This is a genomic window from Shewanella cyperi, assembly GCF_017354985.1.
Taxonomy (GTDB): domain Bacteria; phylum Pseudomonadota; class Gammaproteobacteria; order Enterobacterales; family Shewanellaceae; genus Shewanella; species Shewanella cyperi.
Map to the genome: position 1 here is coordinate 2,007,577 of NZ_CP071501.1, position 25,178 is coordinate 2,032,754.

Here is a 25,178-nt window from a genome sequence, read left to right on the forward strand (position 1 = left end):
TCAGTTCATCCAATGCAGTTTGCCATCGCTCAGTTCAAGACGTTTTTGCAAACGCCATTTATTATCAAAGCTTTCGAGCCTGACTTCCCAGTTACCCGCCATGGGAACAGTGGGGACAATGCGGTAGGTGTGGGTCGCATCCTGGGTAGCAATCAGATTGAAATCGCGCTCTGCCAGGGTTGGGTGATAAAAAGCCACATTCAGCGCAGCGTCATAGGCCGGGCCGCCGTGTTGCACAATCAGCAGTTGATTATCTTGGAACTCAACGGAAAACTGCATTCCAAGCTGCTTGGCATATTGGATTTTGCTCAAATCCTGGTTGATGGCTTTTCCTTGCTTGTAGTAGTCATCGGCGACCAGGGCATCCGAGTTGTCCATGGCTATTTTCAGGGTGGTAAAACTGCCAATCACTGCGCAGAGGGGAAGAAAGATCAGGAACCAGGGCCAGAACTGCTTATACCAGGCTTGCTGTGTGCTCATATTGAATTTCCGGGATCGAATGAGGCGCCATTTTAACGCCAATTGCATTGGGGATCACTTTAAAAAAAAGGCCCCGAAATGTACGAGGCCTTTTATTTCGAACGCTACATATTACTTGTTTGACAAGCTGTAAACGTAAGCAGCGATCACGTGTACCTTTTCTTCACCCAACACGTCTTTCCAGGCTGGCATTACGCCGCTGCGACCGTGCTTGATGGTTTCTTCGATAACACCGCGGCTGCCGCCGTACAACCAGACGTCGTCGGTCAGGTCTGGCGCGCCCATGAACTTATTGCCTTTCTTGTCCATGCCGTGGCATGCAAAGCAACCTTTCATGAATGACGCCTGGCCTTGGGCTGCCAGGGCTGCATCGTGCTCGCGACCGTTCAGGCTGAAGACATATTCTGCCAAGCCTTTGATTTCGCTGTCATCGATAGGCAGACCACCCTTGGGAGGCATCATACCCTTACGACCGTTCATGATGGTGGTCTTGATGGTGGCCAGATCGCCGCCATAGAGCCAATCGGTATCGGTCAGGTTAGGGAAGCCTTGTCCGCCGCGAGCGTCAGAGCCGTGGCACTGAGCGCAGTTTTGCAGGAACAGACGACGACCTACCTTGATGGCCTCTTCATTCTTGACCAGCTCTTCCAGTGGCGTCTCAGCATAGGCCTTGAACACGGGACCGAAGGTCTCGTTGGCATGCTTGACTTCCATGTCGTACTGAACCCAGCGACCTTCATTGATGGCGGCTTCAGTAGCGGCTTTGGAATCGGCCTTGATACCCTGTTCGGTACCAATGCTCTGGTTGGAACTGCTCCAGCCCAGCAGGCCTTTGTAGTTACCCAAACCTGGGTACAGTGCCAAATAAACCACACCAAACACGATAGTGATGTAGAACATATAACTCCACCACTTTGGCAGTGGGTTATTGATCTCTTCAATACCGTCGAAGCTGTGGCCCATTGATTCGCCTTCTTTGATGTCCGGCGTAGTGTTCTTGGAACAGATACGCAGCAACACAAAACATCCGACGATCACAACAATGGTGAGTACGGTGATCCACATACTCCAGAAGCTACTCATTAACATTAGTTTTGCTCTCCTGAGTCCTTCATAGACTTGGTTTCCTCATCGGAAAACACAAGATTAGCTGCCTCGTCAAATTGCTTCTTGCGACGGGAGCTGTATGCCCAAGCAAATATACCGACGAAGGTCAGCATTACAACGATTGTGACAATTCCCTGTAATGTGCCGTAATCCATATAGTTGCCTCCTTATTTGAGTGCGTGACCCAAGGATTGCAGATAGGCAATAAGTGCCTGCAGCTCTGTTTTCCCTTCGACGGCCTTTTGGGCACCCGAAATGTCCTGGTCGGTGTATGGCACACCAAAACCACGCATTACTTCCATCTTCTTGGCGGTGTATTCACCTGTCAGGGTGTTTTTACCGAGCCAAGGGAAGGCAGGCATGTTGGATTGAGGTACCACGGCACGTGGGTCAGTCAGGTGAACTTCGTGCCACTTGTCGCTATAACGACCACCAACGCGGGCCAGATCAGGACCTGTACGCTTGGAGCCCCACAGGAAGGGGTGTTCCCAAACGGATTCACCGGCAACTGAGTAGTGACCATAACGTTCGGTTTCGGCACGCAAAGGACGGATCATCTGGCTGTGACAGTTGTTACAACCTTCACGGATGTAGATGTCACGGCCTTCCAGTTCCAGTGCAGTATAAGGACGCAGACCGGCAACGGGTTCGGTGGTGTCTTTTTGGAACAGCAGTGGGGTAATCTGTACCAGACCGCCGATACTGATGGCGATAACGGTGAAGATACCCAGCAAACCAATGTTCTTCTCGACTATTTCATGATTGAATTTCATCGGGTCTACTCCTTACGCGGCCTTGGCTTCAGCCAGGGCTGGCAGTGAATCTTTCGGGGCCTTCACGGTGCGGTACACGTTGTAAGCCATGATCAGCATACCGGCGACGAAGAAACAGCCACCCAGGAAGCGAACGAAGTAGAAGGGGTAAGATGCCTGCAGACCTTCAACGAAGCTGTAGGTCAGGGTGCCGTCAGAGTTAACTGCACGCCACATCAGACCCTGCATTACACCGGAGATCCACATGGAAACGATGTACAGTACTGTACCTATGGTCGCCAACCAGAAATGGGTGTTAACCAGGGTAGTGGAGTACATGCGGCCGTGGCCGAACAGCACAGGGATCAGGTGATACAGAGAACCGATAGACACCATGGCAACCCAACCCAGAGCGCCTGAGTGAACGTGACCCACGGTCCAGTCGGTGTAGTGAGACAGGGCGTTAACTGTCTTGATCGCCATCATCGGGCCTTCGAAGGTAGACATACCGTAGAAGGACAGAGACACCACCAGGAAGCGCAGAACCGGATCGGTACGCAGTTTATGCCATGCGCCTGACAGGGTCATGATACCGTTGATCATGCCGCCCCATGAAGGTGCAAACAGGATCAGAGACATCACCATACCCAGAGACTGAGTCCAGTCGGGCAGGGCAGTGTAATGCAGGTGGTGTGGACCGGCCCAAATGTACAGGGCAATCAGTGCCCAGAAGTGCACAATGGACAGACGATATGAGTAAACTGGACGACCTGCTTGCTTGGGAACGAAGTAGTACATCATACCCAGGAAGCCTGCTGTCAGCAGGAAGCCTACCGCGTTATGACCGTACCACCATTGCACCATGGCATCCACGGCACCACTGTACAGAGAGTAGGATTTCCACAAACTGACAGGCACTGCCATAGAGTTAACTATGTGCAACACGGCGACTGTAATAATGAAACCACCAAAGAACCAGTTGGCCACGTAAATGTGGGAAGTGGTTCGCTTGATGATGGTGCCGAAGAACACTATTGCATAGGAAACCCATACAACGGCAATGGCGATATCAATAGGCCATTCCAGCTCAGCGTATTCTTTACTGGTGGTAATACCCAGTGGCAGCGTAATTACGGCTGACAGGATAATGGCTTGCCAGCCCCAGAACGTGAATGCAGCCAATTTGGGCGCAAACAGACGGGTCTGACAGGTGCGTTGAACGACATAGTAGGAGGTGGCGAAAAGGGCTGATGTGCCGAACGCGAAAATCACCGCATTGGTGTGCAGTGGTCTCAGGCGACTAAAAGTCAACCAAGGAGTTTCGAAGTTCAGTTGTGGCCAGATTAACTGAGCCGCAATAAGTACACCTAATGACATACCAATGATGCCCCACATTACTGTGGTCAGAGCAAATTGGCGGACAACGGTGTAATTGTAATCAGCGCCGGTAGGCTGGGAATGGTTCATCATATTGCTTCCACTGCTTATTACTTTTACTTGTAGTTTGAGTAAAGCGAGCGCTTTACCTGTTTAAATGACGCGCTAAATTGGCTTCCCTACGGAAGTTGCCTTAGGCAGTCAATGCCTTTGCCTGCACTTTTGTAACCAAATGCAAGCAATCGCAATGATACTTGAGCCAAGTCAAAAAAGATACCGGATGGGGCCGGCGTTTATTGATCCAGATCAATCGCCGCAATAGAATGTTAACTTCTTGCAGCATAAGGTGAATTAGTGTGATAGGAAGTACGTTTTTCAGGGTGATCAGCGTCACAGTTTGCGCATTTTGTCTGAGTGCGTGCGATTTGAGCGACAAATCCGCACCAATGACCATATCTGATGCAAGTTTATGCGATTTTTACCAAGGTCCATGTGGCATAGATTCACCGGATGGACAAGTTACAGTATCCCTGACTCCCGCGGGCGCTCCGAGTGAAAAGCCTTTGAATTTCATGATAGAAACTCCAGTTGCTGTGAGGAAGATCACGGCCAGGCTGGAGGGAAGAGACATGTTTATGGGCATTATCCCCCTCAAACTCGAAAAGTCAGGCGAAAAGCGCTATCAAGCCAATGCCGTCTATGGTTCCTGCAGCAGTGGTTACATGGTGTGGCGTTTGTTTCTCAATCTTGAAACTGACGCGGGGCGACAGCAAATTCTCTGGGTGGACTTTCGCGCCGATGCGCCGGCTCAATAGTCGGCGGCGCTGTCCTTCCAACATTCTTTGATAGTGACAAACCTATCGATATTGGCGATAAAAATTTCCAGCAATTCAGGATCAAAGTGGCTGCCTGACAAACGCTGCATTTCCTCCAATACCGCCTCCAAGGGCCATGCTTCCTTATAGCAACGGGCATGGGCGAGGGCATCGAATACATCCGCAATGGCCACAATGCGGGCAAAAATGTGAATGTCATTCGCGCGTAAACCATCGGGGTAACCACTGCCGTCATACTTTTCGTGATGTTGCAGCGCAATGGTGGCCGCAGCATTGAGAATAGGGCGTTCTGAATTGGCCAGGATCTGATATCCGATGCGCGGATGCTGCCGCATCACGCTCCATTCGTCCTCGACAAGTTTCCCGGGTTTGAGAAGCACTGCATCGGGAATGGCAATTTTTCCTATGTCATGCATGGGGGCTGCCCGCTTTAGCAGATCCGCCTGGTGTTCATTGAGTCCGGCGAGCAAGGCGAGATCATAACAATAGGCCGCCATCCGCTTCACATGATTGGCCGCTTCCTTGGAGCGGCTTTCAACCACGTCACCAAGGCGCAATATGAGTTCTGACTGGGTATCCTCAACCTCTTGGTTCAGCAGCAGATTTTCAAAGGCCACGCCGACATTTATCGCAAATATGTCAATCAGTTGTTTGTCCAAGTCATTGATTTTATCTATGCCTTCCATATACAGCAGATTGATACAGCCACTTTTGGTCGGGAAATAGCCAACAAAACAGTTATCTATATAAAGGCATTTCTCTTCGGTCAGCGCCTGTTTGAGCAGCTTGAAGATATGTTGTGGCAGACGTTTGTTGTGATGGGCCGCGAATTGCCCCGTGCCGGCTAAAATTTCAATCTCTTCCGATCCCACATTGCCGCTGATGGCATCGATGGCATCGCAGGACAACAGCAGGGTTTCTGTGTCCAGATTCATCAGATTCGCCACCTGGGTAAGCAAACCATCGGCAAACTTGTGCATGGTGCGGAGTTCGAATAAACCCGAGGTGGCTTCCAGCACCCGTTCCAGACCTTTTCTGTGCCGTACCTGAGCCTGCCTGGCGGTTTCTATTTCCATAATGTCGCGGTAGGAGCGCAGTGATGAGTACACGCTGGTGACCAGCTTGCGGGAGTCGAGTTCGGCCTTGGCCTTGTAATCATTGATATCGTAATTGACTATGACATCTTCTTCAGGTGCCTGGCCGGGTTGGCCGGTGCGTAGAATAAGACGCATGGTACGGTTTTGCAGCTCTTCGCGGATCCATTTAACGAGTTCAAGACCTGCATGATCGCTTTCCATGACAACATCAATGAAAGCCACAGCGACATCGGCTTCATTGTTGAGTATGTCTTTGGCTTGCTCGCCACTGTAGGCATTGATAAAGGACAGAGGTCGTCCATCCAGCTTAAAGCGTGACAAGGCCAGTTTGGTCACTGTATGAACATCGGGTTCGTCGTCAACCACCAGGATTTTCCACGCGGGGCCAGTGTGTTCCGGCTCTGACTTTTTTCTTCCTGAAAACAGCGGGCTTTTTTTTGCCATCTCAATGAGCATGTAATTACCTCAAGCAATTTTCATAGGCGCGCAACTACTTTTCAGTGTAGTTCAACTATTTGGTGACATAAGATATTTCGAAAGATAGCTGAAGGATTGAGGTGTTGCCGAGCTGAGCAGAGTAGGCATCGAGAGCGTTGCTTGGAGGATAACCCCAAGCTGATCAGAACATCTCATATCCTCACAAATTATATTTACCATAATATACATTGTGCGCATTTAGATGTGACGCTGTGTGGCTGTTTGGATTACTGGCTGGGTAATCCTGGGTTTCTGCATCGCACACGTCGCTACGCTCAGCCTTCGCTCAGCCTTCGCTCAGCCTTCGTTCGGCTTCGCATGCGACACTTTGATTTAGCCGGGCTCATAGCCGTCGAAGTCTCCAGCGGCAAGCATCTGCTGACTGCTAGCTTATTTCATAATTGAAACGGCCAATGAGACGGCTGAGATAAAAAATGCAGAGAAAGCTATCCACGTTCCTATCAAGAACTTATCTCGCTCTTGTCGCAAGTTAGCTAAGACAGAGGTCATTAGTGGGAAGTTTATACACCTTAAATCTTTGCCAGCGCTAAGAATAAATAACTGAACCTTAGGTGCATTATCCTGTTCGTAGCTGTAAAGCTTGTTCAAGTGGAAGTACAAGCGGCCAAAGACAATATCGATATCGACTTTAAGTTCATTGGCAACCCTCATGAAGTCAATCGGGACATAGACTTTCGATTCTCGCGTCCTTGCATCTTCATCAAAAGCAATAAAATCAGAATGGTACATGCGATAAATCGTGTTTAACACTTCTAAGTCGGTAGGGATTCTCTGTAGTACTGGCATAGTGTTTGGGCCTTATCTCTATGAACACATAACCATTGTACTACGGGATGAGTATAATCAACATAAATATCAATTAAAATAACACGTTATGCAATAATGCATTATTGTTTTACTCCAATTGTAGTGAGAATTCGCACGACGCAAATTATGCAAAAAGGCCACCGGCCATCGATATGATACCTTGCTATGTGATTGTTTGAGTTACTGGCTGAGTAATCCTGCTTTTCGTTAAGTGTTGGCTCATCGGTGCTCTGTCGGTTACTGCGTAATAGACAGTGCGTCAATAATAGTTTTGAAATCCTGATAAAGAGTTTCAAGGTTGAAGCTGCTGGTGCCCAAGGCATTGGTGGTCGGCATTAAGACAGCGCTGAGTTCAGCCTTGGGATTGATAACATACAGTGTCATACCATGGCTGACGCTGTATTGGTCGTTGAATCCCGTGCTAGTAATGTTCTGGGTGTTGATGTCCTTTATCTCAATTGAGCTTTTGATACCCAGGAAGTGTTCGAAGCTCAGTTGCTGGTTTATGTCCGCAGTTCTGAGGCCCATCAACTTGGTACCGAAACCCTGCTCGAAGAAATGCACGTAGTCACTGAGCCTGGCTTCTGTGTCCCTTAACGGATCTACTGTGTAAAAAATAAAATCCGGCTGTTTCAATGCATCCAGATTTCGCAGTTTTTTCGACAAGGCACCGAGCGTCAGCATTGTTGTCGGGCAAACATCCGGACACGAGGTATAGCCATAGGCCAAAATGTGCCAATTTCCCATCAAGCTGGTTTTGTTAAATTTCAAGCCGTTATGGTCGGTTAAGCTGAAATCCGGCAGCGGCTTTGGCGGCTGCAACCAGTAGCCCTGCGCAAGTCGGGGTTTTATGTTAGTGGTTGCGGGAGCCAACAAAGCCAATAGACCAAAAAGTGCCAAGGCTATCAGTGCAGATACCAACCCAAGTCGACTTTTTACGGCAAGAGCCAGTACCTTGGTCTGCGTATCGTCGGTATGCATAGGTTAGCGTTCCATTTTGCTCCCAAGCAGATTGGGAAAACCAAAGTCAGGTGCTGACAAAGCCCATTATGCGGCTGAAAAAGGTGTAGTGTCCTTCAAACGCCATCAGGGTGATAAATATGGCGATGGCGACTGGCGGCAACAACAACACCAGTTTCAGGGCAAAGCGCTCCCAGGCCAGGTGCATGAACACCGAGATAATCAACCCGGCCTTGAGAAACATGAACAGCAGAATAAGTGTCCATCTCAGGGCACCGTGCAACTGAAAATAGTCCACCAGATATGACATTGTGCTGAGCACAAACAAGAGTGCCCAGATCTTGAGATAAAGACTGATGGGGTGTTGTTGACCTATTACCTGACTCATAATCTGTCACTCCAAATTGGCAGGGACGCATAACTCCCCTGCCCGATTTGTCGGTTTACATTCATTTCCGGTTCACCACAGTTTTCTGAGCACCACAGTTTTCGGTTCACCAGAGATAGAACAGCGCGAAAATAAATACCCACACCAGGTCAACAAAGTGCCAATAGAGGCCACTTATTTCGACATTGTGGTAGCCCTTTTCTTCGTATCGGCCCGACGCAACCCGCCTTGCAATCACTGCCAGGTAGATCACACCAGCGGTGACATGCATACCGTGGAAACCGGTTATCATGAAAAAGCTGGCGCCAAACTGGGCCGCACCCAAGGGGTTTCCCCAGGGCCTGATGCCTTCATCCAGAATTAACTTCGTCCATTCGAATGCTTGCATGCAAACAAAAGTGGCCCCCAAGGCGGCTGTAGCCAGCATGAAATACACGGTGCGGCGCCTGTCGCCCCGATAGGCAAAATTGACCGCCATTGCCATGGTGCCGCTGCTGGTGATCAGGATGAAGGTCATGATAGCGATCAGCACCAGGGGGATATGGTGGCCGGCAATGGTCAGGGCAAATACTTCACTGGGGTTGGGCCAGCTCTCCATTGCCGACAGGCGCACCGTCATGTAACCCGTTAAAAAAATACTGAAAACAAAGGTGTCGCTCAGTAGAAACAGCCACATCATGAGCTTGCCCCAAGGCATGTCAAAGGCCTGCCTGTCGGCAGACCAATCCTGGGTCAGTTGTTGCCACAATGAAGGAACAGACGGTGGATGAGCCATGTCGCCTCCTATAAACCGCACCAGGCCGCAATGGTGTTGTATGCCTCGGCCGGGGCGCTGAGTAAGGCAAAAAGATACAACCACAGCAGGAGCAAATAGTGCCAATACCAGGCACAGAGTTGCAGTGATTGCCCGATGGTTTCTGTGCTTGCTTGGCGGCTTAACAGGTACAGCCCTCTGCCGAGCACGAGGATCCCGGCCAGTAAATGCAGCCCGTGGATCCCGGTCAGCAGGTAGAAGTAGCTGTTGGCCGGATTGGACGCAATCAGAAATCCCTGTTGTTTGAGCAGCTGCCAAAGCGCCAGCTGGCCGACGATAAAAGCCAAAGAGCAGAGGATAACCCCGCCCCAAAGCAGGAATAACCTTCCGTACTGGGCCGGCAAGTTCACTCTCTTGGCCAACTCGAGCCCGCTGCTGGCTAAAACCAAAAATGCGGTATTGAGCCATAAGCGCCAGGACTGAGCCAGCGGCATCCAGGGCTCGGCGGCCAAGCCCTGGAAGTCCGGGTATTGGGAGCGGGATACATAGGTGATGCTGAACAGGAAAAACAGCACGGTAATGACAGCCAACAGAAACAGCAGTGCGGTTTTTCGGGCACCCTCCAGCGCTTCCAAACTGGAAAGCGCCTGCTTGTCCTGACTGTCCGGCGTCAGCCAGGACTTTTTACCCAGTTCAGCCAACAAAGCCATCTGCTTCCTCCCCTCTTTCGCCAAGGTTTTCAGTTGCCATCACCACGGCGTCCTGGGGACAATTTTGCGGAATATAGTCATCTTTGACCCCGGGCACGCTGTAGTCGTAGGCCCAGCGGTACACCACAGGTAACTCAGCCCCCCAGTTACCGTGGGCCGGCGGTGTTTGCGGCGTTTGCCACTCAAGTGTGGTGGCATGCCAGGGGTTGGCACTGGCCCGTTTGCCTTTGAAGGTGCTCCAAATGAGGTTGGCAATAAACAGCAATTGGGCAAAGCCGACAATCAGGGCCGACACTGTGATGCTGGCGTTAAGTGTCTGGGCGGACTCGGGAATAAACTCAGTGGGGCCCATGGCAAAGTAACGCCGCGGAACACCCAGGAATCCCAGATAATGCATCGGCAGGTAGACCGCGTAGGCCCCAAGGAAGGTCACCCAAAAATGCAGTTTCCCGAGTCCCTGATGCAGAAATCGGCCGCTCATCTTTGGATACCAATGGTAGATGGCCGCAAACAGTACCATGATGGGCGACACGCCCATCACCATGTGGAAATGGGCCACCACGAAATAGGTGTCCGACAAGGGTAAATCCACAACCACATTGCCAAGAAACAAGCCCGTCAGCCCGCCGTGGGTAAAGGTAAAGATAAAGCCTATGGCAAACATCATCGGCACCGTCATATGAATGTTGCCACGCCACAGGGTCAGCACCCAGTTATAAACCTTGAGGGCCGTCGGCACCGCGATGATGAGTGTGGTAGTAGCAAAAAAGAAGCCGAAGTACGGGTTCATACCACTGACATACATGTGGTGGGCCCAGACGATGAAACTTAAACCGCCAATGGCGACTATGGCCCACACCATCATGCGATAGCCGAAGATATTCTTGCGGGCGTGGGTCGCTATAACATCCGACACCATGCCGAAAGCCGGCAAGGCCACTATGTAGACCTCGGGGTGACCGAAAAACCAGAACAGATGCTGAAACAGCACAGGGCTGCCGCCACTGTAGTCCAGGCTTTCTCCCAGGGACAGGATAGCCGGCATAAAGAAACTGGTACCGACCAGCTTGTCGAGTAACATCATGATGGCACTGACCAGCAGCGCGGGGAATGCCAGCAAGCCAAGCACTGTGGCAACAAAAATCCCCCAGATGGTTAAAGGCATCCGCATCAGGGTCATACCGCGGGCGCGGGCCTGCAGTATAGTGGTGACATAGTTAAGACCACCCATGGTGAAGGCCACTATGAATACCGCCAGAGACAAGAGCATCAGCACTATGCCCCAATCCTTGCCCGGCGTGCCCGCCAATATGGCCTGGGGAGGATACAAGGTCCAACCGGCGCCTGTGGGGCCGCCCATAACAGCAAAGCTGCTCAGCAAGATGATGACCGCAAGCAAGTAGGTCCAGTAACTCAACATGTTAAGAAATGGAAATACCATGTCCCTGGCGCCTATCATCAGGGGGATCAGGTAGTTGCCGAACCCGCCCAACAGCAAGGCCGTCAACAGATAGATAACCATGATCATGCCGTGCATGGTGACAAATTGCAGGTAGGCGCTGGGATCGATAAAGGAAAAGGAATCGGGAAACCCCAGTTGCAATCGCATCAACGCCGACAGCACCAAGGCCACCAGGCCGACCAAAATAGCGGTGCAGGCATACTGAATGGCGATGACCTTGTGATCCTGGCTCCAAACATAGCGGCTCAGGAAACCTGTGGGCTGATGGGAGTTATCCTGTTGCTCGGCAATGGCGATATGTTTCATGCTCACTCCTGCTCCGCCGTTTGTGCAGTCAGAGTTTGACGCGGCTCCTCAATCGTCTCCACAGCGCCCGGTAACGCTGTGATATAGGCCACCACGTCGTCGATGGCCTGGGGTGACTGCAGCAGGCGCGACATCATGATCATCTGCTTGCCAAACAAGTCCTGTTGATGGGCGCCGCGGATCCCTTGTTTGAAGTGCTCAAGTTGTCGGCGCAGATACCAATCATGTTGACCGGCCAATCGGGGCGCATTCTGGTTGTAGTTACCCTCTCCCGCTTCACCGTGGCAAAAACTGCAATTGTGGTACAGGGCTTTACCCTTACCGGCATCACCGCTGGCTGTGGCTGACTTTGGTGACAAGGTAGCTATATAGGCCGAGATCTGGCGAATGGCCTCATTATTGGCAAGCATTCTGGCCATGGCGGCCATTTGCTGCCCCTGGACATCATCCTTGTGGGCGCCGCGGATCCCTTGCTGAAAATATTGCAGCTGGCGCTCCAGGTACCAGGCCCCTTGCCCGGCCAGGGCCGGCGCGTCCAGCGCAACATTGCCTTCACCTGCCTGTCCGTGGCAGGCGCTGCAGCTCTGATACAAACCTTTTCCAGCAACATTATCGGCTTGGGGTTTCTGCTGGGTTTGTGAAAAAGTTGGCTGACTGGCAAGCCAGGTTTGATACTCGGTTGGCGGGTCCACCTGAATAATGCCCCGCATTGTGTAATGGGCCATGCCGCATAACTCCTGGCACAGGAGTTCAAATCGACCGGCCTTGGTGGGAGTAAACCACATGTAGGAGGTCAAACCGGGCACCAGATCCATTTTCACCCGAAACTGCGGTACCGAAAAACTGTGCAGCACATCCTTTGAGCGCAACTGCAGTTTGATAGCCTGTCCCTGCTGCAGATGCATTTCATTGCCCTTGATAAGCACATCATCCAGGCCATTGACATCATCCGGGTTAATCCCGAAAGGGTTTTGCTCTGTGATAAGTTCAACCGCACTTTGGCCAAACTGGCCGTCAGCGCCGGGAAGCCTGAAACTCCAGCTCCATTGCTGACCAACCGCTTCGACCAGATGGGCCTCCTTGGGCACCTTAATAAAGGAATTCCAAACGAATAAACCGGGTGCCAGCATGGCGGCGATACCCAGACCGGTAGCTATCACCAGCCAGGTTTCAAGCTTCTTGTTTTCCGGTTCGTAATCCGCCCTGCGGTTGCGGTCGAAGCGGTAGCGAAACAGGGCAAAAGCGAGGAAACTGTTTACCGCGATGAACACCAGGCCCGTGACCCAAAAGGTGATGTTGATGGTGTCGTCTATTGTCTGCCAATTGGACGCAAGCGGGGTAAACCACCAGGGACTGGTGAAATGGAAAATCAGGGTGGCAATAATCAATATCACCAGGGCAACTACCAGAGCCATAGTCCTGTCCCTATGCGGGAAACTACGGTGTCAGCACAGGGCCTTTACATAAAATGCCGGACTGAACCGCGTCTTGCGAATGCGAAAGCTTATCAAAGCGTAAGTATAGTCCCAGTTGACTGGCCCGGCGTTTGCCAAGGGGGGCTTTTATTGTTCTGCCCCCGAAATGGGCGAGCAGATTTCGCATAGAGGTAGGAAAGATTGAAGTGGCTAGGTGCATCGGCAGGATAGCGATGCACCTATATATGTCAGGGCATAAACTTCATAAAGCGTTTGAAGTTATCCTGGCTATGGACTACCCAGCCGGGTGTGGCCTCACCTGTACCGACCGCATGCAATCTTGGGTGGCTCATGATGACCCTGGACAAAAGGCCTTCCTGCTCCTGTTCAACGTCCACAAAAAATACGTGCCGGCCCCGATGCAGCAACCCCTGGAATCGTTTGAAATTCACATTGGGTACCTGGATCCCGATAAAGCCGCCTTCCCAGGTACAAAAACCCAGCAGCACTATGGCAAGGAATACCAGTGGCACCCAGCCACCGGGACCTTCCGTCAGCCCCAAAAGGTAGCCAATTACCAGCACGGCACAGGCTACAAGTATTCCTACAAAGGCGCCGATTTCGGTTGAGTGCACAACATCCTGTTTCAATACCGGCTCGACCTCGTGTAATTGATGTGACTCTACCGCCCCATCCTGTTCACTGAGCACATGGATTTGCGGTTCGGTAATGCCGTTGGCCTCAAGTTCATGTTCAACTTGCTCAAGATCATCAAGATCTGCGGTTGCGTAGTAATGCCTTACCATGACAACCTCCCAGATGTTACCCGGGCAATGTATTTGCCCTGCTTGGAACCCACTATCGATAACCCAAGTGCAAACTTCGGGTATATCGGCCTATCCTAAATTATAGCAGTTGACAGAAATCGGGACGTAAGCTTGGAGGCGCCTGTGCGCCGCTTGGTTGAATAGGCTGAGGAAAATGAAAAGTAAAAAGCCCGCTTAGATAAGCGGGCTTTTCGAATATGGCGGAGGAGCAGGGATTTGAACCCTGGGTGGGCTATAAACCCACGCCGGTTTTCAAGACCGGTGCATTAAACCACTCTGCCACCCCTCCGGATGGACGGCAATATAAGTGAGGCGAAGCTTGCTGTAAAGCTTTTTATATCAAGCGCATGCCGAGTGATGATTAAATGTGCACAGGATTTGTGCTGCACTCATTTTTTACCAATACCGTTATCAATAAAGCTTGGGGAATGGCCTTTGAGGGACTGGTACACTTGATCCCTTGGGTCGATAGGAGTAGCCTTTTCTGGCTTGCAAATTTTTTCACTGCAACGTCAAATTTTCGATTATTTCCTGTTATCTTTCTGCTTTGCAATGAGCAACTGTTGGTATTGGATTGGGCTTGTTGCCGGATAACAATTAAAGTCTTAGTGTGCTTTCTGCCTAAGCCATTAAATGATAAACCGTTTGGGGATAGTAAATGCTTTCTGAACAAGCACTGCAATTGGTGGATACCGTGGCCCAGGTGGGCAGTTTTACCGCGGCAGCGGCCAAGCTCAACAAGGTACCTTCGGCCATCAGTTATGCCATCAAACAGATAGAAGACGAACTGGGCACGTCCTTGTTTAACCGTCATCATCGCAGCGTCAGTTTGACCCCGGCCGGCGAGCATTTTGTGGCTGAAGCCCGTGCCATTCTCAAGCAACTCGATGCCATCAAACGTAGCACCCAACAGGTTGCCAACGGCTGGCAGCCGAGGCTGGGAATAGCCGTCGATACTCTGGTTCGGGCCGACAGGGTCAGCTTGCTTATTGCCGATTTCTACCGGCACTTTGACGATGTGGAATTGGTGGTCAGCACCCAGGTTTTCAACGGTGTATGGGAATCCTTGACCCTGGGTCACAGCCAGCTTGCCATAGGCGCAACCACGGCCATTCCTGTCGGCGGCATATATCAATATCGGGACATGGGCCACATAGACTGGCAATTTTTGGTGTCGCGCAGTCATCCCTTGGCGCAGTTGGACAGACCCTTAACCGATGAAGACATGCGAGGCTTTGCTGCCATCACGGTGGAAGATACGGCTCGGGAGATCCCCAAACGACAATCGCCACTGCTCGACAACCAAAGGCGCATTCTGGTGCCGGATTGGATCCGTGCCATCAATTGTTTTCGCGAAGGTCTGGGCGTGGGTTATATGCCGGCGCATTTGGCAGCACCCTTTGTCCGTGCCGGTGCCTTGATAGAAAAGCAGTTGGAACGACCGCAGTTACCTACCCCCTGTTGTCTGGCCTGGAACTGTGCCGAAACATCACCGGCGCTGACTTGGTTGCTGGACTACCTGGGACAGGGTGACAAGCTGCAAACCGATTGGTTGTCCTGAGCCTGGATCCCTATTTGGGTAAAATGCGCTAAAATGGCGCGCAATCAAAACCCTTTGGCGCGACATGAGCACTTTTATCATACAGGTTAACGGCACCGCCTACGGCGACAGCGCCGCATTTCATGCCCTGAAATTTACCGAGGCCGCCATTCAGGCGGGCCACAGCATACTCAGGGTGTTTTTCTACCAGGACGGGGTATTCAACAGCTCCAGCCTGCTGGCGCCCGCCTCAGACGAGTTCAATATTCATCAGGCCTGGGTCGAACTTGCCCGGCAGCACCGACTGGAGTTGGTCAATTGTGTTTCAGCAGCGCTCAGACGCGGCCTGCTATCGGCTGCCGAGGCCCGGGAGCAGGGTCTGGCACATTGGAACGTGTCTGAACCCGTGGTCATGGGTGGCCTCGGAGAATTGGTTACCGGCATGGTCAAAGCCGATCGCCTGGTGTGTTTCTAGGAGCCCCAATGAAAAAACTTTGTGTGGTATTCAGACACGGCCCCCACGGCACGGCACATGGCCGCGAGGCATTGGATCTGGCCATGTTGGCCGCCAGCTTCGAACTGGAGGTCAGTCTGCTGTTTTGTGATGAGGGTGTGCTGCATTTACTGCAGGGCCAGGAGCCGGAAAAGATAGGCTGCCGTGATTATATTGCCACCTTCAAGGCCCTGCCCTTTTATGACGTGGAAATCCAATTGGTGTGTAAACAGTCTCTGGCCGATTACGGCCTCAGCAAAGCTGCTCTGGAAGAAGAGTTACAGATCCTTGATGCGGCCGCCATTACGGCACACCTGAAGTCTGTCGATGAAGTGGTGGTATATTGATGATTTTGCATCATATTCAAAAGTCTCCTGCCCAGGATGCTGCACTGAAGATGTGCCTGCGCTTTATCGCCAAGGAAGATGCCTTGCTGCTCAGTGGCGATGCGGTGACGGCGCCCATGCTGCGTCAATGGTCCATGGCGTTGTCGCCCTACAAGGTATTTTTACTCGAAGATGATGTCATCGCCCGAGGGCTCGGCGGACATCTTGGCAAATACACCCAGGTGAGTTACGAGCGTTGGGTAGAATTGTCATTGCAGTATCAAAAGGTGATCACTTGGTAGAACAACTGGAATTTAACGGCAAACTGATAGAAACGGATGCCCAGGGCTATTTGAAACATGTGGCCGACTGGAATGAAGAGATAGCGCTCATTATTGCCGCCCGTGAGCAGATAGAGATGACCGCAGCCCATTGGGAGGTGGTGCATTTTGTCAGGGATTTCTATATGGAATTCAACACCAGCCCGGCCATCCGGGCGTTGGTGAAGGCGATGGGATTGAAACTCGGCGCCGAAAAAGGCAATTCCAAGTACCTCTATACCCTGTTTCCAGTGGGGCCGGCCAAGCAAGCCACCAAGATTGCCGGACTGCCCAAGCCAGCGAAATGCATTTGATTCAGATGTCATAAAAAAAGACCCCGTCCATAGGCGGGGTCTTTTTCTGTCTGCTTGATTAACTGGCTTATCTAGCGTTGTCCAGCACAATAAAAACGGCTTTTCCCAGGGTTGTCAGCAATATGCCGGCAAATACGGCGATGATTGCCATGTAGGAAAGCCAACGAATATAGCGTTGACCGTTGTCCATTGCTTCCTATACATCAGGCTATTGAGCTTAATCCCGGATTGTAGCCGGGACTTTTATCCCAGCTTTTCCAGGCCACCCATGTATGGCCGCAACGCCTCGGGCACAGTCACAGTGCCGTCACTGTTCTGGTAGTTTTCCAGAATGGCGACCAGGGTACGACCCACTGCCAAGCCAGAGCCGTTGAGGGTATGCAGCAGAACGGGCTTGTTATCTGCCTTGTCGCGATAACGGGCCTGCATGCGGCGGGCCTGGAAATCCTTCACGTTGGAGCAGGAAGAAATTTCCCGGTAGGTGTTTTGCGCCGGCAACCAGACTTCAATGTCATAGGTCTTGGCGGCACCGAAACCCATATCCCCGGTACACAGGGCCACGGTGCGGTATGGCAGGCCGAGACGCTGCAGTACTTTTTCTGCATGACCCGTCATGGCTTCCAGCGCGGCCATGGACTCTTCCGGCTTCACCAGTTGCACCATTTCCACCTTGTCGAACTGGTGCTGACGGATGAGACCACGGGTGTCTTTACCGTAGGAGCCGGCCTCACTGCGGAAGCAAGGCGTATGGGCCGTCAGTTTCACCGGCAGCTCATCTTCGTCCAAAATGGTATCGCGGGCCAGGTTGGTCAGCGGCACTTCGGCGGTTGGAATGAGGCTCAGGCCCTGACCTTCTTCGGTAGCCGGTTTGGTGTGAAACAGGTCTTCACCGAACTTGGGCAACTGGCCCGTGCCAAGCAAGCTGTCTGCATTAACCAGGTAAGGCACGTAGGCCTCGGTGTAGCCATGCTCTGTGGTGTGCAAATCCAGCATGAACTGCGCCAGAGCACGGTGCATACGGGCAATCTGGCCCTTCATCACGATAAAGCGCGAACCTGTTACCTTGACTGCGCTCTTGAAGTCCAGGCCACCCAGGCCCTCCCCCAGATCCACATGATCTTTCACATCAAAGTCAAAGCTGCGTGGGGTGCCCCAACGGCGTACTTCCACGTTTTCGGTTTCATCGGCACCCACAGGCACAGATTCGTCCGGCAGGTTGGGAATGGCCATGGCAATGCCGTTGAGCTCTTCCAGCAGTGCACTCAACTCCTGCTTCTTGGCATCCAGCTCTTCGCCGAGGGATCCAACCTGAGCCATGATAGGAGCAACATCTTCACCGCGGGACTTGGCTTGACCAATGGACTTGGAAATGGCATTGCGCTTGGCTTGCAGTTCTTCTGTGGCGACCTGCAAGGACTTGCGCTGCTCTTCCAGAGCATTGAGCTTGGCGACATCCAAAATAAAGCCGCGCGTGGCGAGACGTTCAGCCGTGGTTTCCAGTTCATTTCTAAGATATTTGGGATCTAGCATGGTTAGTTTCTTTATTGTTAAACGCGGGAAAATACAATTTGCTGGCCAATGTACACCATAAACAGGCAAATACACAGGTTCAGCGCGACATTCAGTCCGGCCTTCAGCCAGTGGCCCTGCTGCATTAACAGCAAGGTCTCATTGGAGAAAGTGGAGAAGGTGGTCAATGCCCCCAGCAGCCCTACCCCAACCAGGGATTTGAATTCCGGGCTGATATGGCTGACCTGGCCCAGGCCGTACACCAGCCCCATAAAAAACGAGCCGATAATATTGACCGCCAGTGTACCAAAAGGGAAGCCGGTGCCAAAGAGCTGCAACATCAAAATCGAAATAAGATAACGACTTATCGCACCTATGGCGCCGCCGAGGCCAACATACATCAGGTTAGTCATAGCGGCGCTCCGAACTCTGCTGGTTCAGCATATCCAACTGGGCCAGTTTTTCCTGGATCCGCTTCTCAAATCCGCGGTTGCTTGGATGGTATAAGCGGGTATCGCTGAGACTTGGTGGGAAATAGTTTTCACCGGCGGCAAAGGCTCCGGCCTCATCGTGGGCATAACGGTAGCCGGCACCGTGGCCAAGCTCGGCCATCAGCTTGGTGGGGGCATTGCGAAGGTGCATGGGAACTGGCTGATCGCAGGTTTCGGCGGCAAGGCGTTTCCCTTCCTTGAAGGCCAGGTATACGGCATTGCTCTTGGGCGCGGATGCCAAATAAACCAGCGCCTGGGCTATGGCCCGCTCACCCTCGGCAGGACCAACGCGGTGGAAACAATCCCAGGCGTTCAGTGCCACAGTCATGGCATTGGGATCGGCATTGCCTATATCCTCAGAGGCAATGGCCAATAGCCGCCTGGCCACCTGCAAAGGATCGCCTCCGGCTGTCAGGATGCGGCAATACCAGTACAGGGCGCCATCGGGTGACGAGCCCCGCACCGATTTATGGACGGCTGAAATCAGATCGTAAAACTCATCGCCGCCCTTGTCATAACTGGCCGCCCTGTGTCCGGCCACTTCATTGAACATGGCGGCATCAAGGGTGGCACCATCGGCCACCATGTCGGCCATCAGTTCGAGCAGGTTCAGGGCCTTGCGGGCATCACCATCGCAAAAGCGCGCCATCGCCTGCGCCAATTCCTGTGGCAGTTGCAGTTGCCTTTTGCCCAGTCCCCGGTCTTCATCCGCAAGCGCCTGGTTCAGAATGGCGCACAGCTCCGCCTCATCCAGCCGCTTTATCAGGTATACCCGGCAGCGGGACAGGAGCGCATTGTTGACTTCAAAGGAGGGATTTTCCGTGGTGGCACCGATAAAAATCACTGTGCCATCTTCAATAAAGGGCAGAAATGCGTCTTGCTGGCTTTTATTGAATCTGTGTACTTCATCGACAAACAGCAAGGTGCGCTGGCCCCTGGACTGGGCCACGGCCTTGGCTTGTTCTATGGCCTGGCGGATTTCCTTGACCCCGGAGGTAACCGCTGAAATGCGTTCTACATGGGCATTGGTGTAGCGGGCAATCAGTTCGGCCAGGGTGGTTTTACCCGTACCGGGTGGGCCCCACAAAAGCATGGAATGCGCCCTGCCCGCCAGCAGCGCCTGGCGCAGGGGTTTACCTTCGGCAAGCAAATGATGTTGGCCGACATACTCCTCCACACTGCGTGGCCGCATTCGGGCCGCCAGAGGAGAAAAATCGGGCGCAAAGTCAAAGCTCAAACTCACTTGGCGAAACCCTTGCGCTGATCGTCGAGGGTGACACCCTGGGGCAAGTCAAATTGAAACAGGGTCGAATCGGTATCGGAAAGCTTGGTTACGCCACTCAGTTCAAAATGGCTCAGGTTGTGTTGCTCATCGGTGAGACTGAGACTGCTCAAGACTTCTCCCTTAAAGCACACTGTGACATCTACCACAGCGCTCTGGGTTTTATCTTTTGGGCTGATAGCGTAACAATCGCCCTTGGCCTTAATATCGTACTTGTCCCAGCTGGCCTTGTCCTGCTGTACCAGCAGTGCCATGGGCGATGCCTCAAGCACATCGGCCATATCCAGGGCCGTGACCTCTTCGGCAAAGGGATTGTATATCCACACGGTTTCTTTGGCCGCCACAATCAGGGATTCGTCCGGCTCTGTCAGATGCCAATAAAAGCGGTTGGGAAAGCCAAGGGCCAGCACGCCTTCGCCCTGCTGGATTTGTTTTTGGTTTACGTCTGTTACTTGCTGGGAAAAATTGGCCTTGAGGCTTTCAAGCCCAGCCAGGCGCTGACGCAATGCTTCGGCATCATCGGCCAACACAGGTCCGGCCAACAAGAGTAATAAAGAAAGGTATTTCACTATCGGTTTCCTTATGGGATCAGTTGCGCGGCGGAGGTGGCGCCAACACTTCACGGTTGCCATTATGGCCCTGACTGCTGACCACACCCGCCATTTCCATTTGCTCGATTATCCGTGCCGCGCGGTTGTAACCTATTTTGAATTTTCGCTGTACGCTTGAGATGGAGCCGCGGCGGGTCTCGGTCACAAACGCCACAGCCTCGTCATAGAGAGGATCATATTCATCGTCACCGCCCTCGGGGGCTTCTCCGGGCAACAACACCTGCTCACCTTCACTGGCACCCTGGAGAATTTCCTCTATGTATTGCGGCTTGCCGCGGGCATGCCAATCGGCAACCACCTTGTGTACTTCATGATCGTCAATAAAGGCGCCGTGAACCCGTACCGGAACCCCGGTACCGGGTGGCATGTACAGCATGTCGCCCATACCCAGCAGGGTTTCGGCACCCTGCTGATCGAGAATGGTGCGAGAGTCAATGCGGGATGACACCTGGAAGGCGATACGGGTTGGGATGTTGGCCTTGATAAGACCGGTTATCACATCCACCGAGGGTCTTTGGGTGGCCAGGATCAAATGAATACCGGCGGCACGGGCTTTCTGGGCGATACGGGCAATCAGTTCTTCCACTTTTTTACCGACTATCATCATCATGTCGGCAAATTCATCCACCACCACGACTATGGATGGCAATTTATCCAGCGCCGGCGCTTCCTCTTCGAAACTGTCGGATGCTTTCCACAGGGGATCGGTTATCTCTTCGCCGTTGGCCTTGGCCTCGGCAATCTTGGCATTATAGCCCTTGAGGTTTCTGACCCCGAGTGCTGACATCAGTTTGTAGCGCCGCTCCATTTCACCCACACACCAGCGCAGGGCGTTGGACGCTTCCTTCATGTCGGTTACCACCTCACACAGCAAGTGTGGAATACCTTCATAAACGGAAAGCTCCAACATCTTGGGGTCTATCATGATAAAGCGCACATCTTCGGGGCTGGATTTGTACAGCAAACTGGTGATCATTACGTTGACCCCGACGGACTTACCCGAACCCGTGGTACCGGCCACCAGAAGGTGCGGCATCTTACCAAGGTCCACTACTACGGGTTCACCGGCAATGTCCTGGCCCAGTACCATAGACAGGCTGGAGGGGCTGTTCTTGAACGCGTCACAGTCCAGCACGTCACGCATAAATACGGTTTCGCGGAATTTATTTGGCAGTTCCAAACCCACGTAGGCCTTGCCCGGGATCACTTCTACCACCCTTACCCGCTCGGCCAACAGAGAACGGGCGAGATCGCTCGACAGATTGGAAATCTTCGATGCCTTGACCCCTGGGGCCAGTTCAAGCTCAAAACGGGTGATCACAGGTCCGGGATAAACCCCGACCACATTGGCAACTATGTTGAAGTCTGCTAATTTGGCCTCAACCAATCTGGCGACCTGTTCCAGCTCTTCTTCACTGATGGGATTGGCCTTGCGGTTGGGCACATCCAGCAGGCTGATGCTGGGCAGTGGATCCATAGGGCGCTGCACGGCGTTTTCATCCTGTCCCGGCAATATGACTATGCCGTCGACAATTTTGGCTTTTTCCTGCTCCCTCGCCTTGCGGGTCTTGACAGTAACGGCGCCGGAAGATGCTTTGGTATCAAAGTCTATTTCGTCGTCCCAAGGGGGCATGTCTTCGTCATCGTCAATGTTTACCGCCGGCTCGACACCTGCCGCAGGAACGAATGGAACAGACAACTCATCATCCTGCTCTTCGGCATCAGCGCCGACCAAGGGCTCTACCCGGCGCTTGGCAATACGGGTGACGGGCTTTACCGGAGCCAAAGACTCGACTTCAGCATAATCCTCTGAATCTTCCTCAGACTGACGCGCTTTATCCTGTTTAGCCTTGAAGTTCGCCACAAGGGACATAAAACCCCGGGTATCTTCGGTTTCCCTCGGCGCCTGTATCCGCTTGGGCATGCGGTACAAACTGCGTGCCAGCCACAGGGTACCCCGTCCCAGCAATTCCACTACCAGGATCCAGCTAATGCCCGTAAGCAAGGTAAACCCGGCGCAGACAAAGCACAGCAACAGCAGTGTCGTGCCCAATTGGTTGAAATAGGGCAGCATGGCAGCAGCGATCACATCGCCTGCAACACCTCCGGCAGAATATTCAAAGATATCATTGGCATTCATGCTGGCGAGGGACGACATGCCGAAAACAATCAGCAAAAAGCCAATCAAGCGCAAACCGACGGAAAAGTAGTCCACTTCCAACAATCTGTGGGCGCGCTTAAACAGCAACCAGCCGGTACCGGCGATCATGAAAGGTACCAAATAAGCGCTGTAGCCAAAAAAGTACAGCAGCACATCGGCAGTCCAGGCCCCAACGGCACCACCCAGATTGATTATCTGTCCCTGGTAGTTGGATTGACTCCAGCCGGGATCGCCAGGATTGAAGCTGGTCAGGGCGAGCAGAACGTAAGTGGCGGTCATACAACAAAGAATCAGTCCACCTTCCAGGAGTCGTTGTAAGCCGCTGAGTGTATTGACGTGATTTGCCTGTGACAAAAGAAACAGTCCATAAGCCGATGAAAACAGGTGAAGTTAAGATACCAGAATCCCATACAATGTGCAGCGAATTAGCCGGTTTTATGCGCAGTTGAATCGTCTTTGCAGAGGAAAAATGCAAAAAGGGAGCCGAAGCTCCCTTTTGTTATACTGCAGGCCTTAAGGATCAGGCGTCCAGCAGGTTGTTCAGCGCCACTTTGCTGGTTTGCTTCACCTCTTCCATCACCACGTAGGTACGGGTATCTGAAACTGATGGCAGCTTTAGCAGGGTTTCGCCGAGTAAACGACGGTAGGCTGACATGTCTGACACCCTGGTCTTCAACAGGTAGTCGAAATCACCGGAAACCAGATGGCATTCCTGGATATCATCAAGCAGTTGTACTGCCCTGTTGAAGCGGTCAAACACTTCTGGTGTGTCGCGGTTAAGCGTGATCTCAACGAATACCAACAGAGATGCCCCCAGGAAATGGGGATTAACCAATGCGGTATAGCCGTTGATGTAGCCTTGTTTCTCGAGTCGTTTAACCCTTTCCAAACAGGGCGTTGGACTAAGTCCTACCCTTTTTGACAGTTCAACATTGGAAATGCGCCCGTCAATTTGCAGCTCGTTAAGGATGTTGCGATCGATACGATCCAAGTCTTTTACTGGATTCTTTTTATTATAAGCCATATTTCTGACCTTGTTTTATCGCTAAAACAATATTAAATGTTGTGTATGTCGAAAGTTCAGCAGCATAAACTGCTGGGGGAATACTATACTAGATATCCCTGAATTAATCACGTTCAGGACGCTATAAAATAACAATTACGCCCACATTAAGTGGGTTTTTATGCAATTGAGGCTCGAAGATGATAATTGGTGTACCAAAGGAAATCAAAAACCATGAATATCGTGTTGGTATGGTTCCATCAAGCGTTCGTGAACTGACGCTCAAGGGTCATCAGGTTTTTGTCGAAACCAATGCCGGTAACGGAATTGGCTTCACCGATCAGGATTATATCGATGCAGGCGCCGCCATTCTGGGCACTGCAGCCGAAGTCTTTGCCAAAGCTGAAATGATTGTAAAGGTTAAAGAGCCACAAGCGGTTGAGCGCGCCATGCTGCGCCACGACCAAATTCTCTTTACCTATCTGCACCTGGCTCCCGATTTGCCACAGACCGAAGAGCTGGTGCAAAGCGGTGCCGTGTGTATCGCTTATGAAACCGTAACCGACGACCGTGGTGGTCTGCCACTGCTGGCCCCCATGTCTGAAGTTGCCGGTCGTATGTCTATCCAGGCCGGTGCCATGGCGCTGGAAAAATCTGCCGGTGGCCGCGGTATGCTGCTCGGTGGTGTCCCAGGCGTTGAACCTGCCAAGGTTGTCATTATAGGTGGCGGCATGGTGGGTACCAATGCGGCCCAGATGGCTGTAGGTATGGGTGCCGATGTTGTGGTACTGGACCGCTCTATCGATGCCTTGCGTCGTCTGAACGTACAGTTCGGCTCAGCGGTTAAGGCTGTGTATTCCACTGCCGATGCTATTGAGCGTCATGTACTGGAAGCCGATTTGGTTATCGGTGGCGTATTGATTCCCGGTGCCGCTGCGCCCAAGTTGGTTACTGCCGACATGATCAAGCGCATGAAGCCAGGCTCTGCCATTGTGGACGTGGCTATCGACCAGGGCGGCTGTGTGGAAACTTCCCACGCGACTACTCACCAGGATCCAACCTACATAGTTGATGACGTGGTGCACTACTGCGTAGCCAACATGCCTGGTGCCGTGGCCCGTACTTCAACCTTCGCGTTGAACAACGCCACCCTGCCCTACATCCTCAAACTGGCGAACATGGGTTACCGTGAAGCCCTGCTGGCGGATAAGCATCTGCTGAATGGTTTGAACGTGATGCACGGCAAAGTGACCTGTAAGGAAGTGGCTGAAGCCCACAACCTGCCTTACGCAGCGCCAAGCACTCTGCTGTAAGTCAGACCGTCGAATGAAGGGAGCCCCAGGGCTCCCTTT

28 protein-coding genes and 1 tRNA gene are annotated in these 25,178 nt (G+C 52.3%); 7 read left to right on the top strand and 22 right to left on the bottom strand.

Going from position 1 to position 25,178, the window contains the following annotated elements; translation table 11 throughout:
- The 5 genes from JYB84_RS08680 to ccoN all read right to left on the bottom strand — a co-directional run bounded on the left by JYB84_RS08680 (position 1) and on the right by ccoN (position 3,809).
- A complete protein-coding gene (locus JYB84_RS08680) occupies positions 1-480 on the bottom strand; it encodes a FixH family protein (RefSeq protein ID WP_207322991.1) in 480 nt (159 codons plus the stop codon).
- Positions 481-591: 111 nt separating this feature from the next.
- On the bottom strand, positions 592-1,563 hold the full coding sequence (gene ccoP, locus JYB84_RS08685) for a cytochrome-c oxidase, cbb3-type subunit III (RefSeq protein ID WP_207323159.1): 972 nt from the start codon (positions 1,561-1,563) through the stop codon (positions 592-594).
- Between the two features lie 5 nt (positions 1,564-1,568).
- On the bottom strand, positions 1,569-1,742 hold the full coding sequence (locus tag JYB84_RS08690) for a cbb3-type cytochrome oxidase subunit 3 (RefSeq protein WP_207322992.1): 174 nt from the start codon (positions 1,740-1,742) through the stop codon (positions 1,569-1,571).
- A gap of 12 nt (positions 1,743-1,754) precedes the next feature.
- Positions 1,755-2,360: a cytochrome-c oxidase, cbb3-type subunit II gene (gene ccoO, locus JYB84_RS08695; RefSeq protein WP_207322993.1), complete on the bottom strand. Its 606-nt coding sequence runs from the start codon at positions 2,358-2,360 to the stop codon at positions 1,755-1,757.
- A 12-nt stretch (positions 2,361-2,372) separates the two neighbouring features.
- Entirely contained in the window at positions 2,373-3,809 is a 1,437-nt protein-coding gene (gene ccoN, locus JYB84_RS08700; RefSeq protein ID WP_207322994.1) for a cytochrome-c oxidase, cbb3-type subunit I, read from the bottom strand.
- A gap of 536 nt (positions 3,810-4,345) precedes the next feature.
- On the opposite strand from ccoN, the gene JYB84_RS08705 reads away from it, so the two are divergent.
- Complete coding sequence (locus tag JYB84_RS08705) at positions 4,346-4,531, top strand: hypothetical protein (RefSeq protein WP_207322995.1); 186 nt, start codon at positions 4,346-4,348, stop codon at positions 4,529-4,531.
- Here JYB84_RS08705 and JYB84_RS08710 read toward each other — a convergent pair.
- The 10 genes from JYB84_RS08710 to JYB84_RS08755 form a co-directional block, all read right to left on the bottom strand.
- Complete coding sequence (locus tag JYB84_RS08710) at positions 4,525-6,105, bottom strand: DUF3369 domain-containing protein (protein ID WP_207322996.1); 1,581 nt, start codon at positions 6,103-6,105, stop codon at positions 4,525-4,527. The genes JYB84_RS08705 and JYB84_RS08710 overlap by 7 nt on opposite strands.
- 411 nt (positions 6,106-6,516) lie before the next feature.
- Positions 6,517-6,933 (bottom strand): hypothetical protein, encoded by a 417-nt coding sequence (locus JYB84_RS08715; RefSeq protein ID WP_207322997.1) that lies wholly within the window; start codon positions 6,931-6,933, stop codon positions 6,517-6,519.
- A 258-nt stretch (positions 6,934-7,191) separates the two neighbouring features.
- Positions 7,192-7,935: an SCO family protein gene (locus JYB84_RS08720; RefSeq protein ID WP_207322998.1), complete on the bottom strand. Its 744-nt coding sequence runs from the start codon at positions 7,933-7,935 to the stop codon at positions 7,192-7,194.
- 46 nt (positions 7,936-7,981) lie between these two features.
- On the bottom strand, positions 7,982-8,302 hold the full coding sequence (locus JYB84_RS08725) for a cytochrome C oxidase subunit IV family protein (RefSeq protein ID WP_207322999.1): 321 nt from the start codon (positions 8,300-8,302) through the stop codon (positions 7,982-7,984).
- A gap of 106 nt (positions 8,303-8,408) precedes the next feature.
- Positions 8,409-8,999, bottom strand: coding sequence for a heme-copper oxidase subunit III family protein (locus JYB84_RS08730; protein ID WP_228290925.1), 591 nt, complete (start codon positions 8,997-8,999; stop codon positions 8,409-8,411).
- Between the two features lie 86 nt (positions 9,000-9,085).
- On the bottom strand, positions 9,086-9,766 hold the full coding sequence (locus tag JYB84_RS08735; protein WP_207323001.1) for a cytochrome c oxidase subunit 3: 681 nt from the start codon (positions 9,764-9,766) through the stop codon (positions 9,086-9,088).
- Positions 9,750-11,534 carry a cytochrome c oxidase subunit I gene (locus JYB84_RS08740; protein WP_207323002.1) on the bottom strand — a complete coding sequence of 595 codons (1,785 nt, stop codon included), beginning with the start codon at positions 11,532-11,534 and terminating at the stop codon, positions 9,750-9,752. The genes JYB84_RS08735 and JYB84_RS08740 overlap by 17 nt, the downstream gene beginning before the upstream one ends.
- A gap of 2 nt (positions 11,535-11,536) precedes the next feature.
- The gene (locus JYB84_RS08745; protein WP_207323003.1) at positions 11,537-12,949 is read right to left on the bottom strand and encodes a c-type cytochrome; all 1,413 of its coding nucleotides are present in this window, start codon (positions 12,947-12,949) and stop codon (positions 11,537-11,539) included.
- A 248-nt stretch (positions 12,950-13,197) separates the two neighbouring features.
- Complete coding sequence (locus tag JYB84_RS08750) at positions 13,198-13,755, bottom strand: NAD/FAD-utilizing enzyme (RefSeq protein ID WP_207323004.1); 558 nt, start codon at positions 13,753-13,755, stop codon at positions 13,198-13,200.
- Positions 13,756-13,974: 219 nt separating this feature from the next.
- Positions 13,975-14,065 (bottom strand) — tRNA-Ser (locus tag JYB84_RS08755).
- A 369-nt stretch (positions 14,066-14,434) separates the two neighbouring features.
- On the opposite strand from JYB84_RS08755, the gene punR reads away from it, so the two are divergent.
- The 5 genes from punR (at position 14,435) to JYB84_RS08780 (ending at position 16,769) form a co-directional block, all read left to right on the top strand.
- The gene (gene punR, locus JYB84_RS08760) at positions 14,435-15,337 is read left to right on the top strand and encodes a DNA-binding transcriptional activator PunR (protein WP_207323005.1); all 903 of its coding nucleotides are present in this window, start codon (positions 14,435-14,437) and stop codon (positions 15,335-15,337) included.
- 64 nt (positions 15,338-15,401) lie between these two features.
- Positions 15,402-15,791: a sulfurtransferase complex subunit TusD gene (gene tusD, locus JYB84_RS08765; RefSeq protein WP_207323006.1), complete on the top strand. Its 390-nt coding sequence runs from the start codon at positions 15,402-15,404 to the stop codon at positions 15,789-15,791.
- A gap of 8 nt (positions 15,792-15,799) precedes the next feature.
- Positions 15,800-16,156, top strand: coding sequence for a sulfurtransferase complex subunit TusC (tusC, locus tag JYB84_RS08770; protein ID WP_207323007.1), 357 nt, complete (start codon positions 15,800-15,802; stop codon positions 16,154-16,156).
- Positions 16,156-16,437: a sulfurtransferase complex subunit TusB gene (gene tusB / locus JYB84_RS08775; protein WP_207323008.1), complete on the top strand. Its 282-nt coding sequence runs from the start codon at positions 16,156-16,158 to the stop codon at positions 16,435-16,437. Before tusC ends, tusB begins: the two co-directional genes overlap by 1 nt.
- Positions 16,431-16,769 carry a TusE/DsrC/DsvC family sulfur relay protein gene (locus JYB84_RS08780; protein ID WP_207323009.1) on the top strand — a complete coding sequence of 113 codons (339 nt, stop codon included), beginning with the start codon at positions 16,431-16,433 and terminating at the stop codon, positions 16,767-16,769. Before tusB ends, JYB84_RS08780 begins: the two co-directional genes overlap by 7 nt.
- Before the next feature lie 67 nt (positions 16,770-16,836).
- Here JYB84_RS08780 and JYB84_RS18465 read toward each other — a convergent pair whose 3' ends face one another.
- The 7 genes from JYB84_RS18465 to lrp all read right to left on the bottom strand — a co-directional run bounded on the left by JYB84_RS18465 (position 16,837) and on the right by lrp (position 23,847).
- Positions 16,837-16,959 (bottom strand): hypothetical protein, encoded by a 123-nt coding sequence (locus JYB84_RS18465; protein WP_266097117.1) that lies wholly within the window; start codon positions 16,957-16,959, stop codon positions 16,837-16,839.
- A gap of 53 nt (positions 16,960-17,012) precedes the next feature.
- Complete coding sequence (gene serS / locus JYB84_RS08785; RefSeq protein ID WP_207323010.1) at positions 17,013-18,299, bottom strand: serine--tRNA ligase; 1,287 nt, start codon at positions 18,297-18,299, stop codon at positions 17,013-17,015.
- A gap of 17 nt (positions 18,300-18,316) precedes the next feature.
- Positions 18,317-18,691 carry a fluoride efflux transporter CrcB gene (gene crcB / locus JYB84_RS08790; protein WP_207323011.1) on the bottom strand — a complete coding sequence of 125 codons (375 nt, stop codon included), beginning with the start codon at positions 18,689-18,691 and terminating at the stop codon, positions 18,317-18,319.
- A complete protein-coding gene (locus JYB84_RS08795) occupies positions 18,684-19,961 on the bottom strand; it encodes a replication-associated recombination protein A (protein ID WP_207323012.1) in 1,278 nt (425 codons plus the stop codon). The genes crcB and JYB84_RS08795 overlap by 8 nt, the downstream gene beginning before the upstream one ends.
- A 47-nt stretch (positions 19,962-20,008) precedes the next feature.
- A complete protein-coding gene (gene lolA / locus JYB84_RS08800; protein WP_228290956.1) occupies positions 20,009-20,635 on the bottom strand; it encodes an outer membrane lipoprotein chaperone LolA in 627 nt (208 codons plus the stop codon).
- A gap of 4 nt (positions 20,636-20,639) precedes the next feature.
- Positions 20,640-23,177, bottom strand: coding sequence for a DNA translocase FtsK (locus tag JYB84_RS08805; RefSeq protein ID WP_207323014.1), 2,538 nt, complete (start codon positions 23,175-23,177; stop codon positions 20,640-20,642).
- Between the two features lie 166 nt (positions 23,178-23,343).
- Positions 23,344-23,847 carry a leucine-responsive transcriptional regulator Lrp gene (gene lrp, locus JYB84_RS08810; protein WP_207323015.1) on the bottom strand — a complete coding sequence of 168 codons (504 nt, stop codon included), beginning with the start codon at positions 23,845-23,847 and terminating at the stop codon, positions 23,344-23,346.
- Positions 23,848-24,026: 179 nt separating this feature from the next.
- Between lrp and ald the strand changes: the two genes are divergently transcribed.
- On the top strand, positions 24,027-25,139 hold the full coding sequence (ald, locus tag JYB84_RS08815; RefSeq protein WP_207323016.1) for an alanine dehydrogenase: 1,113 nt from the start codon (positions 24,027-24,029) through the stop codon (positions 25,137-25,139).
- The last annotated feature ends 39 nt before the right edge of the window (positions 25,140-25,178 follow it).